Origin of the sequence: Candidatus Uabimicrobium amorphum (assembly GCF_009002475.1) — a bacterium.
GTDB classification, from domain to species: domain Bacteria; phylum Planctomycetota; class Uabimicrobiia; order Uabimicrobiales; family Uabimicrobiaceae; genus Uabimicrobium; species Uabimicrobium amorphum.
In genome coordinates this window covers 8,583,335-8,601,450 of sequence record NZ_AP019860.1, presented here as the reverse complement: position 1 = coordinate 8,601,450, position 18,116 = coordinate 8,583,335, and the positions used below count along the sequence as shown (strand labels likewise).

The 18,116-nt window shown below is 42.1% G+C and carries 9 protein-coding genes; 6 read left to right on the top strand and 3 right to left on the bottom strand.

From position 1 onward, the window contains the following. Positions 1–50 precede the first annotated feature (50 nt). From UABAM_RS30230 to UABAM_RS30210, 5 genes are all read left to right on the top strand, one after another. Entirely contained in the window at positions 51–4,511 is a 4,461-nt protein-coding gene (locus UABAM_RS30230) for a WD40 repeat domain-containing serine/threonine-protein kinase (protein ID WP_151971716.1), read from the top strand. Between the two features lie 111 nt (positions 4,512–4,622). Next, positions 4,623–5,072: a hypothetical protein gene (locus UABAM_RS30225; protein WP_151971715.1), complete on the top strand. Its 450-nt coding sequence runs from the start codon at positions 4,623–4,625 to the stop codon at positions 5,070–5,072. 12 nt (positions 5,073–5,084) lie between these two features. Continuing rightward, on the top strand, positions 5,085–5,393 hold the full coding sequence (locus tag UABAM_RS30220; RefSeq protein WP_151971714.1) for a nucleotidyltransferase family protein: 309 nt from the start codon (positions 5,085–5,087) through the stop codon (positions 5,391–5,393). Next, on the top strand, positions 5,362–6,165 hold the full coding sequence (locus tag UABAM_RS30215; RefSeq protein ID WP_151971713.1) for a nucleotidyltransferase family protein: 804 nt from the start codon (positions 5,362–5,364) through the stop codon (positions 6,163–6,165). Before UABAM_RS30220 ends, UABAM_RS30215 begins: the two co-directional genes overlap by 32 nt. Before the next feature lie 8 nt (positions 6,166–6,173). After that, a complete protein-coding gene (locus UABAM_RS30210) occupies positions 6,174–6,707 on the top strand; it encodes a GNAT family N-acetyltransferase (protein ID WP_173013661.1) in 534 nt (177 codons plus the stop codon). Positions 6,708–6,783: 76 nt separating this feature from the next. Here the strand turns inward: UABAM_RS30210 and UABAM_RS30205 are convergent, their stop codons facing one another. Further along, entirely contained in the window at positions 6,784–7,659 is an 876-nt protein-coding gene (locus UABAM_RS30205) for a uracil phosphoribosyltransferase (RefSeq protein ID WP_151971711.1), read from the bottom strand. A 245-nt stretch (positions 7,660–7,904) separates the two neighbouring features. Here UABAM_RS30205 and UABAM_RS30200 point away from each other — a divergent pair, with 245 nt between their 5' ends. After that, positions 7,905–11,699, top strand: a complete 3,795-nt coding sequence (locus UABAM_RS30200) for a protein kinase domain-containing protein (RefSeq protein ID WP_151971710.1) — start codon at positions 7,905–7,907, stop codon at positions 11,697–11,699. A 223-nt stretch (positions 11,700–11,922) separates the two neighbouring features. Here UABAM_RS30200 and UABAM_RS30195 read toward each other — a convergent pair whose 3' ends face one another. Together UABAM_RS30195 and UABAM_RS30190 are read right to left on the bottom strand one after the other, a co-directional pair. Then, positions 11,923–12,780 carry an SDR family oxidoreductase gene (locus UABAM_RS30195; RefSeq protein ID WP_151971709.1) on the bottom strand — a complete coding sequence of 286 codons (858 nt, stop codon included), beginning with the start codon at positions 12,778–12,780 and terminating at the stop codon, positions 11,923–11,925. Positions 12,781–12,790: 10 nt separating this feature from the next. Then, on the bottom strand, positions 12,791–17,968 hold the full coding sequence (locus tag UABAM_RS30190; RefSeq protein ID WP_173013660.1) for a serine/threonine protein kinase: 5,178 nt from the start codon (positions 17,966–17,968) through the stop codon (positions 12,791–12,793). Positions 17,969–18,116: the final 148 nt, after the last annotated feature.

Genomic DNA, 18,116 nt, shown 5'->3' with positions numbered 1-18,116 from the left:
ACACGCCTTATTGTTTGGTTTTGCCAAACGTGATTTTTTTGGATACAAATATGGATAAGAAAAAACTGCAGCAACGGTGGAAAAAATTAGAAGAGCAGGAGCAACAAGACCCTGGAAGTACCTATAAATCTCACGCTGTCCCCCCAAAAGCCAAGTCTTCTCTTCCTGCAATTACATTTTCTCAACAGGAAATGGACGAGCTATTTTCTGATCAGAAAATTGAAGAGCAAAACACTGTTATTGATCCCAACGTTTTTTCTTACAACTCCGACGCAAAACCTTCAAATGTAAATTATGACATTTCTGAGGAAATTGCTCGTGGGGGAATGGGCGTTATTTACAAAGCAAAGCAAATTAGTTTGCAAAGAGAAATTGCTATCAAAAAGCTCATCGACAACGATAGCGTTCCGCATTTAAAAGAAAAGTTTATCAACGAAGCGGTGGTGACCGCTTTTCTCGACCATCCTAATATCGTTCCCGTACACGAACTTGGCCAAAGTGAAAATGGCGATGTTATTTTGGCGATGAAATTAGTGGGGGGAACTTCGTGGCATAACATTCTGCTGAGTCCTGAGTACGATTTAAACGATCATTTACAAATACTTCTTAGTGTGTGCAATGCCATGGCTTTTGCCCATAGTAAGCAAATCATCCATAATGATCTCAAGCCGGAAAATATCATGATCGGCGAGTTTGGCGAAGTTTTAGTTATGGATTGGGGAATTGCCGTTGATATTAGTGAAGTGCCTGATGTACAGAAAAAAACACTATCGAAACATAAAATTGAATCTCCGATGGGAACGCCTCATTATATGCCGATTGAACTAGCGCAGGGCAAAGGTAAGAATATCGGGCCATGGACAGACATTTATTTGCTGGGAGGAATCTTATACGAAATTATTACCGGAGATCCTCCGCATATGGGGAAAGATGTTTGGGAGGTGGTGTCTTGTGTTCTCGAAGGACCTAAATTGCAATTTCCCCCCAAAACACCGTTAGAACTACAGGAAATTTGCCACAAAGCACTCAGTAAAGAGTTTCATCAGCGCTATCAATGTGTTCATGAGTTTAAAAAGGCCATTGAAAATTTTATCAAGCACCGCGAAAGCAATACCATCTCCAATAAGGCCTGTGAAATATTGGCCGCATGTGAGAAAAAAGTGGTGAAGGTGACATCTGCACAGCTTATTCTGCAAAAAGGCGAGCGCAGTCAACTCTACGATCAATTCGCGCAATCCATTGCGCGTTTTCAACAAGCGATCGAATTGTGGAAAGGGAATGAAATCGCTCGCGATGCGATGCAAAGTGCACGCCTGTTGTATGCTAAAATCGCCTTACACAATGGAGATATTGGACTGGCAGAGGCACAAATTTCGAAGATCACCACTCCACAAGTGAAAGAACTACGCAAAAAAATAAATCAGCAAAAAATTAGCAAGTTGCGCCAGATAAAAACCACAAATAATTTACGCCTAAGTTTAAAAGTATCGGTGATTTTTATCATCATAGGTTTAGCGGCCAGTACTGTTTTAATCGGCCGCGAACACTTACGCGCGCAACAAAAAGCCGTCGAGGCAATACGTCTACAGCAACAGAAAGCAAAAGATGCGCGCAAATCGCGCATCAAATTAGCCAAAATATCGATGAGCAAAGCGCGCGAAGCCCAAAAAAGGCAAGAGTGGGACAAGTTAGGGGCTTATGCGGCTGAGGCGTTAGAATTTATAAAAGATACCGACGGTGCAAACTCACAGATAGAAAACATTCAGCGCACCGCGCGTGGCCTAATCGCTACGGCAATAAAGAAAAACTTTGTGTTGTGGAAAAGCCCGGCCCCTCAAAATATTTTATCGCAACAAATATCCAAACTAATGGTTTGCGGTAAATACATTGTTTGTGCGGTTGAGGAGCATTGCTATATTTGTGATCTCCGTGGAAAGATTGTGCTGCATTTGCCTGAATGTCCTGAGAGCATACGTGACATTTCCATGACCAGTGATTTTGTGGCCATCGTTCTTGAAAGCGGAAGTATACAAATATGGAACTTGTCTATGGCGAAGCTACAACTTCATTTTGCGATAGAGACAGACCGCGTTTTTGCACAATTTGCGGCAAAGGATCTTTTGGTATACAATACGGCGACAACAGTAAACACCTGGGATTTAAAAAGCAATACGCACAACATTCTCTATTACCAAGAGAACATCGATGCCCTAAGTGTTTCGCAAAGTATTGTTGCATCCAACGCAAAAGACGGGATGATAACATATGATTTACAAACAGCGACAACCACAAATCACGAATATCGTGCCGAACACATCGCGGTGTATGAAAAATTTGTTTTCGCCGCACTTGATGCGCAAACGGCAAAGTTGTGGTCAGGGGCAACATTACTACACTCGTTGCACGACGAAAATGTAAAAATCAATGCCATTGCGCTCAATGCAACGTGGTTGGTGACTGTCTTTGCAAACCGTTCCATTGGGCTATGGGATATACAAACCGGAAAACAGCTATCCACGACACCACTTGACTTTGATGTACACAAAGTTAAGTTTCTCGACGAGAAGAATGTCATCATCATTACCAAAGACCAACAATTAAAAATATGGAATTGTGAGCATCAATTACCCAACTCGATATTTCCTGGGCATACACAAAAAATCAACGCATTGGAGTTTAGTGGTGACGGCGAAACCATCGCTTCTGTTTCTGACGACAATACCATGCGTCTATGGCAAACATCCACAGGGAAATTGCAAAAAACTTTGATTGGCCACAGCGCAGGTGTCAATTGCGTGGCTTTTTCCGCAAACGCGACCCTACTAGTTTCTGGATCTAAAAACAAAGACTCTACCTCTAAACTATGGAACCTCGAAGAGAATACGTCACACACTCTTTTCCAACATAATAACCAAGATATTTATAGCGTGGCATTTAGCGAGGACGATAAAATGGCCGCAGTGGGATCTGCCGAAACAGCGGCAACGATTTGGGACGTATCCACACGTAGCTCTTTAGCCATACTTTCTCATCCTGCGGCGATACGTAAGTTATTTTTTGTCAAAGAGCAACTTGTCACTGTATGTGGGGATTTTGACAATAAAATTCGTTGGTGGGACACCAAAACGCATCGCACAAGTTTTGAGGTATCCATTCCGGGAAATGTAACGGCAATTGCACTGTGCAAAAGTAACAAAATGCTGGCGTTAGTCGTGGACCATAATAAAATATATCTATGGGATACCTATCGCAAAACACTCGCGAATACTTTAGGGCCATATACCTACGCAATCAGCACGTTATCTATTTCGCAAGACATGATCGCCATATGCACCTCTAAATCGACGATGGAGCTTTTGTCGTTAAAAACAGGGTACCCTATCAAAACAATACCGACAACGACACCGATGGATTGTATTGCTCTGTCTCCTAAAGACCATGTGATTGCCGCGACAGCAAATGAACAGTTGCAACTATGGCGTATTCCAGCACGCGCACACCAAAGTCAGCCAGGCAAGAGAATACTGGTAAATTCCAGCAAGAAATACATCGTCTCTTCCCTACAAAACGATGTGTTGATTTATGACAATACATTGACAAAGCGGGCACGAAAAAGCACATCTGTTACTGTGGAGATGTTCCAACCACACAAAAATGCGGTGATTGCCAATGATGATAAGCAAGTGGTGATTTGGGATTTAGATGAAGATGAGCCGCAACAAACCAATATCTTCGGTAAGTTTATGAGTGTAAGCCCAAGTGGTAATATTATGGCGATCAACTATGGAGATGCCGATATTGGATTTTTTGATGTACGTGCGAACCAAGATCTCGGTAAAATTCGGCTCAACGCCCATTCACCTCAGCAAATATTGGTAAAGTTCGTAGATGAAAAAAACAGTGTCGTCGCCACACAAGATACTTTTTTCTTATATGATACAAGCGCAAATCAAGATATTCAGACTTTAATGAAAGACGCTCGTGCGATAAAGTTCACCGCAAATATTCGTAGTATCAAGGTATTTGAGGGAGACATTTTTGTGGCCACGCAAAATCATATCTATCGACTGGATAAAACGCTAATGACCACCCGTACAATCACCGCTGCGAAAGAAATCAGTCATTTCGCCGTAGGAACACAAAACATCATTCTCGCCGGGACAAATGGATCTATATATGTGTGGAATCGGAAAGATCAACAGTTTACGCATAGCTTTAACGCTAGTTACGGTGAAATAGACGATGTGTGTCTCTTGGACGACCACACCGCAGTTATTTCGGCCAATAATTACATAACGCGCTGGAGTATATCTCCCGCGAAAGCAGTGGTGTATTCCACAACGTGGACAAATGCACTCAAGAGCAAATTTCACAAAGAAAATCAGCACTGGGTTTTAGAAACACATCTAGACTTTTCACCGAAGGCAACGGCACAAAATCTCTTTGGTTTTAGTATTTCGGATAATCTTTCGACAAAGAAGGTTTCTGCGAAAAAATATATTTTTCCATAACCCGACTCCGTTCCCAATGTTGCTTATAAACACCTTGATAACTACGGATAAATAAAGTATGATAAAAATCAAAATATAAGCGATTTCCCATAGCCATAGACATGGAGTATCATGAGAGAAAAATTCCTATCCATTGGTCACACACAAGTGCGACTGATGTCGGCAAATGATTCGTTCTGGAATTTTGCCGATCGCCGTTACAAAAATTTTTATATCAATGGCTCAGATTTTGACGAAACAATAGAAGTGCAAGCTGTGGATCAAGTGGATATCCCAATACAACTGGAAAAAAAACTGATCCATACAGAGGGAGATGAAATTTATCTAAAAAGAGGTCGTGCGATCGCCATTTGGAATAAAAAGCGCGGTCATTGTGTTGTAAAACAAGCTTTGTCCGATTTTGCTCCCACACAAAAATACTCTGATTATGCTTGTGATTCTTTTTTGCGAATGGTTATGTCCTTCCGACTTTTGTCAAAAAACGGTGCATTGATTCATTCTGCTGGATGCCGTACTATCACCGTTTTATCCCACAAATATATTGGTTTTGTAAAACAATAAAGCGACTACGTTATGCTAACATTAAACGCCGACTCGCTCGACTTATCCGTAATCCATGAGCTGATAGAGCGACCGATAGAAAAGCGTCTCTTACCATGGCTACATCTCAAAACGCGACACAGATCTGATCTCACCCGCGAACAACACGAATACTTACGACAAAATTATCTCAAATGTTTACGCAAGAATATGCTGCTATTTCAAGAGTTACAAAAACTTTTGTCGTTATTTGCTGCGGCGGATATCGAAGTGATGCCCTTAAAGGGGTTACTGCTTACGGCGCGTTTGTATGAAAACCTTGGGAGCGCGTCCGTCCGCTGATATGGACTTATTTGTGAAACCACAAAAGTTTACCGCCGCACAATCACTTCTCGAAAGTCATGGATATAGTACTCAGGGAGCAACCAGTGGATATGCAGTACTATATATAAAACAGTCCCCTTTTGGGAATTTCAACATTGAATTACATCGGCAACTCATGGGGATTCCTTTTGGACAAAATTTTTATCCTTTCGGATTGAAAAGTGCCAGTGGTTTGGGCGTAAATATCTGGAGTCGCGCAAAACTGATTTGCGAAGACAATTCATACTGGCAAATGGATGTAAATGACGAGTTTTTATATTTATGTTTGCATCTAGCTAAACATATTCCGCGTTACCGAGCACAAGCAAAACGCAAAAATTGTTTGCCAAATCAAGGTATTATGTTGTGTTTAGATATCGCCCAAGCTGCGAAAATTTGGAAACAAGTGGATTGGGAACTATGTCAGCAACGAGCTGATGAGCTTGGTTTGCTACCTCACTTGGCAGTCGCCATTGCTTATGTTAGGGATTGGCTAGGTTATTTACCTATGCCTTTGCCAAAACTTTCCAAAAATATTGAAGTTCGTATAGAACGTTACCATAAAAAACAACAAAAACGATTTTCGTTAATCCACTATCTTCCATTTAAAATGTATTTGTTGCATTATCACTGGACACTTGCTTGTAATTTTCAGGCTCGCTGGGGAATATTTGTTTTGTCACTCCGTAAAATTTATCAGCGTATAAAAAGTAACATCACATCTAAAATTTTATTTCAAAATAATTCATGATAAAAAAAATGATTACGCACTTACACAGATATGTACTCATCGGAAAGCGTTTTTTTTACGGTTCTCTGGGAGAGAAAGAGCTAATCAGCAAAGTTATGTGTTCGCATGATGTCGAGGATTTGCTATGTTTCTTTGGCGAAGAGAATACTGTGGATACGCGCAAACGTTACTCGCATTCACTAGAAGATATTGACGGTTTTTGTCTGGGAGTATATTTGCACGATCAACTAGCTGCAGTTGTGTGGCTTGGTGAACAATGGCAACATTTCGGCATTGGTGGTCATTGGTTGGGCGGAATTAAAGTACTTCCCCGACTGAGGTGTCGTGGCATTGGTCGATATGCTACGAAAGAAGCTATATTAGAAGGACGACAAAGAAACATTTCGGAGTTTTATGTGAATGTTCGTTATGACAATACTCCTTCGTTAAAGCTTCTTGAAGCATTGCGTTTTCAAAAAGTCCATGATGCGCAGTGGCAACAAAAATTGGATACATATTACAAAGTACGACAAGTTATTTTGGTTTTCCGAAGAGAGGCCTAACGTAGTTTGTGGGAACGGGCGGACACAAGGTCCGCCCCTACAATGTATGTTGTTAAAAGAAGATAAATGTTAAACGTTATATTTGTTTCAGGCTTAGCAAATTGCCGACATCCCCGGCACCAGGTACTATGTAACCGTTGGCGGTTAATCCTTTTTCCTGTTGAACATGGCTTCCTAGTTTTGTCGCTAAAATTTCTTTTGTCGAAAGTCCGCGATCCAAGCGATGGCTGAAGATTTTTGTCTGTGGCCATTTGGCGGCCATGTTGGTAATGAATTCTGGCGTGACAATTAAATACAATCCCCAAATTTCATCGAAAAACTCCAAGCCACCCTGCTGTTGGTATTTTTCCTGATAAAAAGAGAGAATGGCATCCGTCGTGCTCGCGGTAGCGCCCATTGGTTCAGGAATGATCAGAATACGCCTTTGTTCGTCTTGGGTCATTTCTTTGGAACTCAGTTTGCAACCGCTTATTGCTGTTCCACTAATCGCACCGTCTTGCTGTGTAACGCGTTCTGCAACAACATAATCATTGTATACGCCTACGTTGGGTGAAAGCGCAAGGGTGTCACTAATGATCATCGCTGGTATATTTCCCGCACGTAATACCGACACGACAACAGCATTGCTGTTTTGCAATGTAGAGCTACTATTAAATCCACGCTCTTTTTCATAGACGTGCATTCTCGTTGCCGTGCATTGTGTCGTTACTGGAAGAGTACTTGTCGCTGCGAATAACAGTGAGTTGTATAAAGACGGTAAAAAACTCTGAGCTTGGCCGTAAGCGACTTTTTCATTACAAAATGCATGTAGCATACTAAGTGCGAAGGTAGAATGAAGAATATGAACTTGATTTTTGTAGTTTTCTGGATATAGCTGCGCATACTCATGCTCAACTTCGCATCCACAACTTGTTGTTTTTATATATTGATACTGGCAATCAACGCAATCCACAATAGCCCCTTCTGTAGAGATTTGCAATGGTTTGTATTTTTATAAATTTGTATATTCTATTATAACAACAATGCATAAACTTTCATTATCTTTATGTGTTTTGTTTGGTGTACTTGTAGTTATTTATTGTAATTTACATCACTTTTTTGTAAATTTTTTTATGTTTTCGCAGACATGAACAACTTGTGACCACTCTTTATAGTTTACCAAAAAACCATATAAAAACTTCTCATAAGGCGAATGAAATGAGTAGCGTACAACAAATGCAGCAACACATTTATCGTTTGTTACAGCAACAACAATGGACAGAAGTCGAAAAATGTGCTCTACAATATCTATCGACGTATCCTCAGGATGTGAATGTTCGTTATTATCTTGCTTTTGCGAGAAGTCGCTTAAATAAAATGGCAGAAGTACAACAAGACCTAGAGGCGATATTAACGATTTCTCCTGACCATGATCTTGCCAAAAATATGTTACGTCAGTTACGTGAAGTATCTGGGGTAAAACAAGACACTCAAGCCCCACCACGTTCCACAAAGTCAGGTGCAAATGCCCCACAACACTCCCATGGCAATTCACGCAAAATTTTGGGAAACCGTTATGAGGTGATCTGTAAACTCGGACAAGGTGGAATGGGAACGGTTTACAAAGTGCACGATCTACAATTGGATCGGACCGTGGCACTAAAAACGCTTATCGCCGAAACAGACAGCGAGGAGCAAATAAGTCGTTTTATTAAAGAAGCCAAAGCCACTGCCGCTCTTGATCACCCTAATATCGTTCGCGTTCATGACATCGGCGTTTTTGAGAAAACACCTTATTTCACCATGGACTTAGTTGCGGGGTCTTCTCTCAAAGAGTTTTTAAAAATGACTGAGGTGGAAACATCGCAAATTGTCGACATTATGCGAAAAGTGGTTGATGCGGTGCATTATGCACATGGCAAGGGAATTATCCATCGCGATATAAAGCCAGCCAATATTATGATCAGTGAAGATTTACAGCCAAAAATTATGGACTTTGGTTTGGCAAAAGTGGTGGGTTCACAGGACAATATATCCAAGACCGGGGACGTTGTGGGAACCCCGGCGTATATGTCTCCGGAACAAGCGCGCGGGGATAAAAAAGTCAATCGTCGTGCGGATGTTTATTCTCTAGGAGCAACTTTGTACCAAGCGATTACGGGGCGTGCTCCTTTTGAAGGCGTTACTTATATCAATATCATCCAGCAAGTATGGAACGATGAACCGATACATCCTCGTTCCCTGAATCCAGAGGCTTCTGTGGAGTTAGAGGCGATTATCTTAAAGTGTTTGGAAAAAGATCCCAAAAAACGCTATAAAAGCGCCGCGATGTTGGCAAAAGACCTCAGTAACTTCCTCGAACATCGTCCGATCATTGCCAAACCGCCTACCACATGGACGCGTTTGCAAAAACTAGCGCGCCGCCACCGTAGTGTATTTATGGCAGCCAGCGCTGTTTTGTTGAGTGTACTCGTCGGGAGTGCTATTTCTGTTTGGCAATGGCGTATTGCTGTTGAGGCGCGGCAAAAAGCCGAAGAGCAAAAGACAATCGCCGAGGACCAAAGAGAGAAAGCGCAACAAGCGCGTGGTGAAGCGATTACCGCAAGGCAAAAGGCAGAAAAAGACGCCAAGGCAAATGCCGTTCGCCTTTCGAAAATTGTGTTGGTAAAAGCAGAAGAGGCATATGAAAAGGGTAATTGGCGCGAGTGCGGTGTTTTCGCGGGCATGGGGTTGGAGGTGATCAAGAACATGCCCAAAGAAGAGGTGGCGCGTGAGAGGGAAAAAGGCAAGGCTTTGGTGCAAGCGGCGATGCACCGTTATCCACTGATTCGCAAAGTTTTTCCACAAGACAAAGAGGCATGGATGGGAAAAACTACGTGGCACCCCGACCACAAGACACTCGCTTTTTTTTCTTCCAGTAACAGTATCAGTCGCATTTTTATTTGGAATATCGATAGCAATCAACAAATCGCGCTACTCACGCAGCAAGGGCGCATCAACTCTATTGAGTGGTCGGGAGATGGGAAATTTTTGCTCGCGATTTCCACAAACATGATACGCGTTTGGGACATCGCCAAACGCGCCATCGCGAAGTCTCACCCTGGTGCCGCATTTTACAAGTGGTATAGCAGCAAACATATCATTACATCTTTAGAACCACTTACTGCCTTAGATATTTTTAGCGGGGCAAAAAAAGTTTTGCTACCCCTGACACAAGTCGCCAAAGCAGAGATGAGTCGCAATCGTAAATACGCCGCAGTTCTGAGGCAAAACGAAAAAGATATCGACATATGGAACATTCGCACGAAAAAGAAAATAAAAACCCTAAAAAATGCCACACATCGTGAGATTCCAGTGATGGGGAACGGAAAAAGTTATAAATCGGCGATCAATTTTTTGTCGTTGAGTCCCAATGGCAAGTTTCTCCTATGTTATTTCTACGAGGATGTGACGACATTGTGGAACGTACAAAGTGGACAAAAGAGAAATCTCAGTGGGCACGCAAAATACACCACGACAGGTGCTCAGTGGAGCAACAATAGCCAATATGTCGCGACGATTGCCCGCGACAAAACTATTCGCATATGGGATGCTAGTGGCAAAGGACAAATTGCACTTCTTCGCAGTCCAAATAAGCATGCGTTCGTCGCGGCGAAATGGAGCCCTGACGACCGTTTTTTAGCGACATCATCTTTCGATACCGTCATACGTTTGTGGGATGTCAGAGAGCAGCAACAGATTTCGACCTTTACCGGCCACAAAAAAATAGCTCATGGTGAATGGAGCGGGGATGGGGGAGCGTTTGCCTCATATTCCGCAGAAAAAGTTGTGATTTGGGATGTCGCGACGCCTAAATCTTTAGAGAAAATACCGGCACAAGAAGAGGGAACTATTAATACGATCTCTTGGAATAACAGCGGTACGCAAGTATTACATTCGGTGAATAACAATATATACATCACCACGAAAAGTGGAAAACAAGTGGCGAAATTTGTGGGACACAGTGATTTGCCTGTTTTTTTAGAGTGGAATCCGCAAGACACGATTCTCGCTTCGTCTTCGTATGACAAAACAGTTCGTTTGTGGCGTATGGGCTCACCGTCGTCCATAAGTACCTTGCCACATCAAAGTAAAGTCCTTGCTGCGGTGTGGAGTCCTGATGGTAAAATACTCGCTTCTCTGGCCTCGAAAGTTCACTTTTGGGATTGGCAACGCCAAACAAAAATAAAAACAATACAAGCCAGTGGTATACATTGGAGTAGTGATGGTGAACGCTTTATGACAACCCAGGGCAATGAAATAGATGTGTGGCGCAAAAAAGACTGGCAAAAAATCACCACGCTGCGCGGGCATAAAAATCCCGTGGGCGGAGGTGCGGTGTGGAGTCCCAATGGCAAATTCTTGAGTTCTCGGGCAAAAAATAGTGGCTTTGTGCGTATTTGGGATATGACAAAATACCAAATGATGGGGAAGTTGGTGCTGGATGGGACGAATTTTAATACCTTGGCGTGGAGACCCGATAGTCGTGTCATTGCTACGGGAGGTTTTGAGAAAACGATCTATTTATGGGATGTATTCAGCCAAAAGAAAATTGCAAAATTGCAAGCGGATTCGCCGGTGTATGCATTGCGTTGGCATAAAGATGGAAAAATTCTCGCCGCCAATACCGTACGCAATATTTCTATGTGGGAAGTTGATATAAGGAAAGCCACTTTAGGGGCAAAAATTTCGCAGGATTTTACTGGTATTGAGGAATTGCCCAAGTGGTATACGAAGATTATTGCGGATGTGCCGCGACATTTAGAAAAACCAATGTCTTCGCCTTTTGATTTACATCTCAAGATACCAGGACGTTTTATTGAGTACGCCATGGAAAGGCAGCCGCAAAAAACCACCCAGGAGTTATTTGAGGCAAAGGTGACCGAGGCGTTTGGTTTTGAGGAAACGGAAGTGTATACACCCACGGGTAGTGTGACAATCAAAATGCCGCCAGGTTTTGGACAGAAAAAATAGGTATCGTATTTAAAATAATCTACCTTTAACAAAGTGCGTTGTAGGGGCGGACCTAGTGTCCGCCCTTTCGCTCAAATACAGTTGGATGCACTTCTACTAAATACGAACCCACGAGCCACGAGCCATGAGCCACGAGCCACGAGCCATGAGCCACGAGCCACGAGCCATGAGCCATGAGCCACGAGCCACGAGCCATGAGCCATGAGCCACGAAATACGAGTCACTACTTTTCGCGCTTTTGCAAACCGACAAATTTGATCATTGCTTTGTCCAGCACACGTGTTGGTAGAAGTCTGGGAATAATCCAACCACTGATTGGACGGTCTGGTAAGGCGTAACGTGCTTTGGGCTTTTTCTTACGTAGAATTTTAACGACTTTACGGCTTATGTAGTCCGGTTCTAAGGCACCAGCGACGATTTTGTCGACTAGTTTTTGGAAAGAGTTGATGTTTTGCGCATAGTGTGTGTTGTCGTAGATACTTAAATCGTAACCACTGGATTTTTCCCATATGGGGGTTTTGATGGCTCCGGGTTCGATGATGACGACATGAATGCCATAAATATTTAGCTCAATACGCAAGACATCGGACATACACTCCAAGGCATGTTTGGAAGAATTGTAGGCCCCGATAAATGGGTTAAATAGCTTGCCGCCTACCGAACTGACATTGATGATTTTTCCCGGTGGAAATTTTTGCGGGAGTTCTGCTCCTAGCAGGGGAAGAAAAGCTTGTGTCACATCTAAAACGCCAAAGACGTTTACGTCAAATTGACGACGAAATTCGTCCACAGGGATGTGCATAAGTGGTCCGGGAATGGCAATTCCTGCGTTGTTGATTAAGCAAAAAAGACCGTTGTCGCCTACAATGTTTTGCACTTCCTTGACCGCTTTTTCGACATCTTCGCGGTTTGTCACGTCAAATACGAGTGGTGAAAAGCGCTGTGGAAATTCTTCGCTTAGTTTTTCTGCATCTTGCGCACGGCGTACACTGCCAAAGACAAAATACCCTTCGGCAATTAAGTGCTGACACAAATTCTTACCTATCCCGGTGGAGGCACCGGTAACGACAATGTACTTCACTTTACCTCTCCTACATGTTATTTGTTTTAATTTGTTGTGCAAGCCATTGTAGTGTATATGAACGACTCCAACCCACATACGCCGCTATTTGTTGTAGATATATTTGCGCATTTTTATTCTGTTTTTGAACAATGAGAATCAAAACTTTGCGTAGATGGTCTTCCAAAGTGTTGGCGCGAACTTTCAATGTTTGTAGATTTTGCATGGCTTGTTGATGATTATCTGTAGCAATTAAACATAGAGCATAGACCAATTTTTGTGCACTCTCTAATGGCTGGCTGAGACTCGCTTTAATGAGTTTTGTTGCACGAGAGTATTGGCGCTTCTCGTACATACAAATACCTTTGAAATACTGCGCCTTGATATCCTGAGGGTTATTGCGCAGTATCCTGTCAAAATAGTCATGGGCCTTTATTCTATCTATTTGTAACCAGTACGCCCCTAAAGCTTGTAGCAACACCTGATCGTCGTAAAGGTAAACCAAACCGCGATTTATTTCGCGAATGGCGTCGTGGTATGTGTAAATTGCTGATGTTTTTGCTGCGGCAGCGGCCAATACTTTTTGGCGATAAGTGTCCGCGATTTTTGTATAACTGCGATGCTTTTGTGAACTGTATTTGGCAATGAGTTTCATCCACCGATCTATTTCTTCGGGATGTTGCATAAACTTATGGTGGCGATAGGCCCGATACAAATGCTCTTCACGTTGCGCTTTTTTTACTGCGGCGGGGAGAATTTTCATGATCGAATCGATCGTCGCATCGTTTAGCAAATAATCAAAACGCTGCCATGCGTTTTCGAAGTCAACGATGGACTCTTGTAGAAGTGCCACCATACTCTGCCGTGCTTTCTTCGTTTTTTGAGTATTCCAATCACATAACATTAAGGCAAATTTGGCGGTGAAATGGTTTGGGTTATTGTTGATAAATCTCTGCAAGTACCTTTGCGCTTTTTCCCACTCTTTGTTTACGAAATAAGACATGGCACAGTGAAAAGAAAAGCGACTTGTTTGTTGCTGATATGTAAAAGCTCTTTTCTTTAGAGCGGTATGGTTTTGTAAACGCAACAACATATTTAAGTGAAGTTCTTTATTTACATTGTCGGCTTCATTGAATGGATATTGTGGTAATTGTAAACCTCTTTCTACATACGCGCGCCATTTTTGAATCCTTACGATATGACCAACTGTATTGATAAAGAAGATATCACAATCATTTTTGTCGCGCGATATCAGTCTGTTTTTTATAATTCCCAGCGCGTTACTGTATCCTAGAAGTCGTCCGTCGTCTCCACTGGTGACCACATAGCTATGATATGGTGAAGAACATACGATATCGCGTACTCCGTCGTTATTGTAGTCGTTCACGTAAGTTATTATTCCGCCATAAATGTCGTGTTGTATCCATTTGAGTTCTCCTTGACGAATGTCGACACATAATAACTTATAATCTTTTGTTCTTGCGACAATTTCTTTGTTGCCATCACCGTCAAAGTCATCTAGTAAATAGGGGGCAAGAAGCCCTGAAGAAGCATAGCGTTTGCTCCATACCATACGCCCGCTACCGCTCAAACAGTGTAGTGTACCTGCAACTCCACCAACAATAATTTCTTTTTGCCCATCGCCATTGATGTCGGTGAGGGTTAAATCTGATGATTCGGCGTGTTGTATCACGGTGGTTTTCCATTTCGCCTGCCCCGTTTGTGCATCGAAACAAACGACATAGCTGTCATTGTTTTGCATTTGCATGCCGTTTATCATCACTAACTCAGGTTTTTGATCTCCGTCGATATCGGCAAAAAGTGGAGCGGCAAATATGCGATCTACTTTGGCGCGCCATAGTAGAGCACCTTGTTCCTTATAGCAATATATATAACCATTGCGTGGAGAGACAACAATGATTTCTTCGTTGCCATCGTTGTCAACATCATAAAATATAGGAGCGATACTTGTTGTGAGACGTTCCGCGGCAACAATACGTTTTTGTTCTTTGCCGTAGAGGTCTAAAAAAACAATGTCGCGATTGCTTAAAACAACGATTCTGTCACCAACGACATTTACATGTAAATATTCATTGTTGATGTTAACTTGCCACAAAGTGTTACCATTTTTACCGTCAATACAGTGTAGATCTCCTTGGGATGTGGATGCCAACAACTCAATAACATTGTCATTTGTTAAGTCTTGAGAGCCGACGACATTACGAAAGGATTTGCGGGTAACTGTACGTACACTAGGATGATTCTGATACCGGTAACAATATAAATTGGTGGCTGATAAACAAATAATCTCCTGAAAACCGTCGTGATCTATATCTATAGTACGGCATTGTTTTAGACCAGCCACTTCAAAATGACTGATGTCTTCTCCTTTGTGATTTAGTATCCATACATCTTGATTGTTGTATAGAACTACTTCATGTAGGCCGTCGAAGTCGAGATCTGTGGTGAAAATTTTTGATTGTGGCGGGAACTTTTTTTTCCACAGTAGGCGCTTTGTCTTTACATCAAAACAATGTAGGCTATCAAATAATATCAGTATTTCTGGTCGAGAGTCTTCGTCGAGATCGGTCCATACCGGAGGCGTCATATGTGGAGAATCATCGTTCCACGACCATTTTAATTTGCCACTCGCGGTGTCAAAGATCTCCATACCGTGTTGTGGGATATGTACCGCCACCATTCCTAATGGTTTGTGCGCGGAAATCAGCGGTATATTTTTACTTTGACCTTGGTTCCAGGGGACTATCTTGCCTGATGACAAGTAGAGTAACATAAGGGAATTGTTCTTATTCGGTGTATTGGCGACAAACAGAGCTTTGTCGTGCGATATTTTTTGTACGGTATTCTTGATACTAGGGTTGTTGTACGGGATTTCCCATACGGTACGTTTACGGCGTATATCATGGCACTTGATACCGCGGTAGGTGGAAAATGTGATGATTTCTTTATGAGAGTCACCGTCTACATCGTGAAGTAGAAAGTGATATCCCCACCAGTTTAGTCGTTCGAACAACAGTGTATGCGTCTTGCCATCTATTACTTTAAAATGATAGTGGTGGCTATAGATGATATCGGCGGCTCCATCTGCATTGATGTCGTGTTGCTCCATTTTGCCGGAAGAAAAAGTCGTGTCTCCTGGTATTTCCCACAAACGTTTTTGCTGTTCAAGGTCAAGGCTCAAAACGCCACCGTTTCTTGCCGTATACACCACTTCACTATTTCCATCGCGATTGCTATCCACAAGAACCATGGTGTCCGCTTGTGGCTCTTGGAATAGTTTGATATTCCATATTTCCATCGCGGTCAACTCAATGTGTAAATTTGTTTCTTCGTTCGCCTGCACTGTAATATTGTGTTGCTCAGAAAAGTGATTTTTCTTACGGGCAATCACTTTGTAACGGCCGGTTTTTATCTTTAGTTTGTGAATAGGCGCCACGAAAACGGAGTGTTGGTCGTTGTCTAGGTTATATAAATGAACACTTAAACTCGACAAACTGGAATGAATATTGATAATACCTGTTTGTGGTTGTAACTCTTTTTCTAAAGAGACCTCTTGGTTCGGTAATATGCGAACAATAAACTCTTGCGCTTCGTAGTGAGGGGCGGATAAGAGAACTTTGTGGTAACCATTGGCAATGTGTATAGGGCGATTACTCTGAAAATGCATTTTGTTATCAACAGTTATATTGCAACGTATGGGTTGTAAATTTTGTTGTGCATCTCGTATCACCGTTTTTAAATGGATGACTCCGGGAGCTAAAAAGAATTGGTATATGAGTAGAACCACGGCAACGAATAAGCCACAAATCGCCGCAGAAAAAATTTTGTTACGCATGATCATTTGTTGCGTTTTGGTGATCGGCCCCACAGGTTTTGCTTTAATGTTGTCCCCGTTCAGGTAGCGTTCTATATCAAGCTCTAGTGCTTTGGCGTTTGTGTAGCGCTTTTTGGGTTTTTTTTGCAAACAACGCATACAAATCGTATTGATATCACTGGGTAAATCTTTGATTAACTTTTTAGGAGCGAGGGCTTCGTGGGTTAAAATAGCGACAAAAATAGCTTGTACGCTATTGGCGGTAAAAGGAGTTCTTCCGGTGATCATCTCATAGAGAACAACCCCCAGACTGTAAACATCGGCAGGTTTTCCGGTATTTTTAATATCGTCAATTTGCTCCGGAGGCATATATGCCGGTGTACCAATCCGCGCTCCGGTCATTGTCAAATCGTTTCCGGTGCGTACATGCTTTGCCAATCCAAAATCCATCAAGTACGGAGTGTGATTGCTGTCAACGATAATGTTACTCGGTTTAATATCGCGGTGGATAATATTCTTGCTGTGCGCAAAACTCACCGAGGCGACAATGGGCAACAATAACTTCATAATTTGCTCAGGATTCAATTGAAATTTACGCACGTACTCACTCAGGGACATACCTTCGACATACTCCATGGTGAAATAGCAAATTTTTCCTGCATTTCCCACTTCGTAAACAGAAACAATATTGGGGTGACTGAGCGATGCGGCAAGTTTTGCTTCGCGCATAAAGCGTTGCGTTTCACGTTCGTTGTTCATTGCCGACAAAACTTTTAACGCAACGATGCGTGACAAATTCGTATCACGTGCTAGATAAACCACTCCCATACCACCGCGGCCTAATTCTTTTAAAATTTCATAGTGCGCAATTTTGAAATCGGTCTTTTTTACGATTCTTTTATTTTGCAATTCTAAAATAGGCGCTTGTTTTACAAATTGTGTTTGTTCTTGTGCAGATGTATTTTTTAAGTAATCGCGAATGTTCATGCATTGTTCGACCGACAAGATCTTTCGCTCGGATAACAATTCAATCATTTGTTTGGCCACAGGCATGGTTGTACAGTTTTGTAGCACAACGTTTACTTCATCCAAAGTGACAATTCCTTGGATGAACAGTTTCTTTATGACAGCCAAAAAGGCAACATACTGCATTGTATTCTCGGCAGGTAGGTCAATGGTTGTCGTCAAAAAACTTTCGTATACATTTTGTACTTTTGTGGTATCCCATTGTAACTTTTCGCCTATGGTTTCCCATAAAGGTCTATTTATACCTGCGTTGGAAATGTGCTTCATGATCATTTGCACTTGTTGCGTATTTAGGATTTTTTTTTGCAAACAATATTGCAAAAATTTTTGATTGGTATTGTCCGACACGTTAGCTCCCATTACTCTGAAAATTTTATACGAATTTTGTCATTGGTATTCACCATCTTTTCCTGCAAAATATTATTCAAATAATACTCATTGCCGTGTCAATTGAGGTGTTCTTTCTATCCTGTTCTGTTATAATGATGGAGAATTC

What these genes read in the sequence shown, in the direction of transcription:
- UABAM_RS30220 (WP_151971714.1), top strand. Translation starts at nt 5,085, where the DNA reads ATGCTAACATTAAACGCCGACTCGCTCGACTTATCCGTAATCCATGAG.
- UABAM_RS30200 (WP_151971710.1), top strand. Translation starts at nt 7,905, where the DNA reads ATGAGTAGCGTACAACAAATGCAGCAACACATTTATCGTTTGTTACAG.
- UABAM_RS30225 (WP_151971715.1), top strand. Translation starts at nt 4,623, where the DNA reads ATGAGAGAAAAATTCCTATCCATTGGTCACACACAAGTGCGACTGATG.
- UABAM_RS30210 (WP_173013661.1), top strand. Translation starts at nt 6,174, where the DNA reads ATGATTACGCACTTACACAGATATGTACTCATCGGAAAGCGTTTTTTT.
- UABAM_RS30215 (WP_151971713.1), top strand. Translation starts at nt 5,362, where the DNA reads ATGAAAACCTTGGGAGCGCGTCCGTCCGCTGATATGGACTTATTTGTG.
- UABAM_RS30230 (WP_151971716.1), top strand. Translation starts at nt 51, where the DNA reads ATGGATAAGAAAAAACTGCAGCAACGGTGGAAAAAATTAGAAGAGCAG.